The organism is Aeromonas sp. Marseille-Q7275, assembly GCF_965119515.1.
In genome coordinates this window covers 1-2392 of sequence record NZ_CBCPLW010000042.1, presented here as the reverse complement: position 1 = coordinate 2392, position 2392 = coordinate 1, and the positions used below count along the sequence as shown (strand labels likewise).

The following is a 2392-nucleotide window of genomic DNA, read 5'->3' as shown; positions in this document are numbered from 1 at the left end:
GGGGGGGGCCGTTCCCCTGGGGGGGGGCCCCCCCGCCCCGCCACAACAGCCAGCAGAGCGGCGGGGTCAGCAGCAGCACGGTCGCGGGTTGGGCCAGCAGCACGCCGTCGCGGCCCCACCAGAGCGGCAGCAGGAAGATGAGGGGCAGCAGCAGCGCCGTCTTGGCGGCCGAGATGACCAGGGCCTGGCGGGTGCGCGCCATGGACTGCAGCAGCACTATGCCGAACATGATGATCCCCTCCAGCGGTATGGCGGCGAGGTTGAGGGTCAGGCTGCTGACGGCGGCGGCCAGCAGTTCGGCATCCTGATCCCCGGTGTAGAGCATGGCGACCTGGCGGGGCAGCAGCTGGATCAGCAGCCAGACCGCCAGACCGTAGATGAGCGTGATCTTGAGCCCCATGGCCATCAGGAATCTGAGATCCCGCTGGCGCCCTGCTCCTGTGGCCTGGCTGATCAGCGGCTGGATGCCGAAGGCCAGCCCCTGCAGGATCACGATGAACACCGCCTCCGTGTAACCCGCCACCGTGAAGCCCGCCAGATCCTTGACCGAGCCGTGCACCATCAGCTGGCTGTTGTGCAGCAGCAGCAACAACCCCAGGTTGAACTGGGCGATCAGGCTCGGCAGCCCGGTGAACAGCAGCCTGGGCATGGCCGGGAAGCTGGGCACCAGCTGGCGCCAGTCCAGCCGCAATCTGGCGCGGGAGGTAAAGAAATAGCCAAGGCCAAGCAGGCTGACCACCCCTTCCGAGATGAGGGTAGCCTGGGCCGTGCCCACCAGCCCCAGCCCCAGGCGGCCGACCATGATGTAGTTGAGCAGTATGTTGAGCAGGGCACCGCCGCTCACCAGCACCATGGCGAGGCGGGGTCGACCGTCGTTGCGCAGCAGATAGGGCACCGCCAGGTTGCTGGCCAGCAGCAGGGTGCCGCCCCCGATCCAGCCGAGGTAGTCGCTGGCCTGTTGCCAGGTCTCGGTATCCGGTGTGATGCCCAGGGCCAGCAGGATGTCGATGTGCCAGTGGTGCAGCAGCAGCGGCGCCAGGGCCCCCAGCAGCCCCAGCAACCAGAGCGCATTGACCAGGGCCTGGCGGGCCAGGGCGACGTTTCTGGCCCCCTGCTGGAGGGAGATGGCGGTCGCCGCCCCCATGGCGATCATGGCGGCGAGGCCGATCAGCACCATGATGACCGGGTAGACCAGATTGATCCCGGCGAGACCGGCGGCCCCCACATAGTGGCCGACGAAGATGCCATCCACCAGGTAATAGGCGCCGGAGACCAGCATGGCCATGATGGAGGGGAGGGCATAGCCCCAGAAACGGCGGGTCATGGCCCGCTGACGGCGAATGAAATAGGCTGACATATCTGTGCTTCTGCCGGGTCGGGGATCGAAGCCACAGTGTAGATTCTTATCTTTCCATTGATAATCCGGTGTTTATTTGATGCATTGATGAGTAATGCTCATCAGTCTCGCGGGCTATGGTGGGCCTTCAACATGTCTATCAGGGCCCGCAGGCCGTGGCCCAGCTGGTGGCGGCTGGGGTAGAAGAGATGGAAGCCGGCAAAGGTGGGGCTCCAGGCGCTCAGCACGCTCACCAGCCGACCCGCCGCCAGGGCATCGCTCACCTCCTCCTCGTAGCAGTAGGCCAGTCCCAGACCCGCCTCGGCCGCCCCCAGATAGAGGGCGGGGGTGCTGGTGGTCAGCGGCCCGCTCACCTCTATCTCCAGCAGAGCGCCGTCGGCGGCAAAGGCCCAGCGATAGTGGTGGTGGGGGGTCAGGCGGTAGCCGATGCAGTCATGCTGGCTGAGTTCGGAGGGGTGCAGGGGGATGCCGCGCCTTGCCAGGTAGTCGGGGGAGCCCACCACCAGATAGCGCTGCAACGGACCCAGGGGCACGGCTATCATCTCCTGGGGCAGCAGATCGCCGTAGAAGAGGGCGGCGTCATAGCCATCCTCGATGAGACGGGGCATCAGCTCCTGCTCCACCACCTCCACCTGCATGCGCGCATAGCGCACCAGGTAGTCGATAAGCACAGGGGCCAGCACCTCCTGAATGGCGGCCCTGGGCGCACAGATCTTCAGCCTGCCGACCGGCTCATCCCCGTGGCGCGTCAACTCCTCCAGCGCCTCCTCCAGCTGACCCAGGGTCGGCAACAACTGCGTCAGCAATCGCTCCCCCGCCTCGGTCGGCACCACGGCCCGGGTGCTGCGATTGAGCAGCCTGACTCCCAGACGACTCTCCAGCCCCTTGAGGGAGTGGCTCAGGGCCGAGGCAGAGACCCCGAGCTCGAGGGCGGCCCTGCTGAAACTGCGGTGGCGGGCGACGGCGGCAAATACCGCCAGTTCGGCAAGATCGGTGCGGGTGATGGTCATGTTCAGCAAGGGGCAGTGGGGGAAA

General features: G+C 66.5%; 2 protein-coding genes. Both read right to left on the bottom strand.

Annotated elements, in window-relative coordinates:
• A partial coding sequence (locus tag ACWPWQ_RS21245; protein ID WP_454010700.1) for an MATE family efflux transporter occupies window positions 1-1357 on the bottom strand: 1357 nt, incomplete at its 3' end.
• 101 nt (window positions 1358-1458) lie between these two features.
• Window positions 1459-2367 carry a LysR family transcriptional regulator gene (locus tag ACWPWQ_RS21240; RefSeq protein WP_454010701.1) on the bottom strand — a complete coding sequence of 303 codons (909 nt, stop codon included), beginning with the start codon at window positions 2365-2367 and terminating at the stop codon, window positions 1459-1461.
• Window positions 2368-2392: the final 25 nt, after the last annotated feature.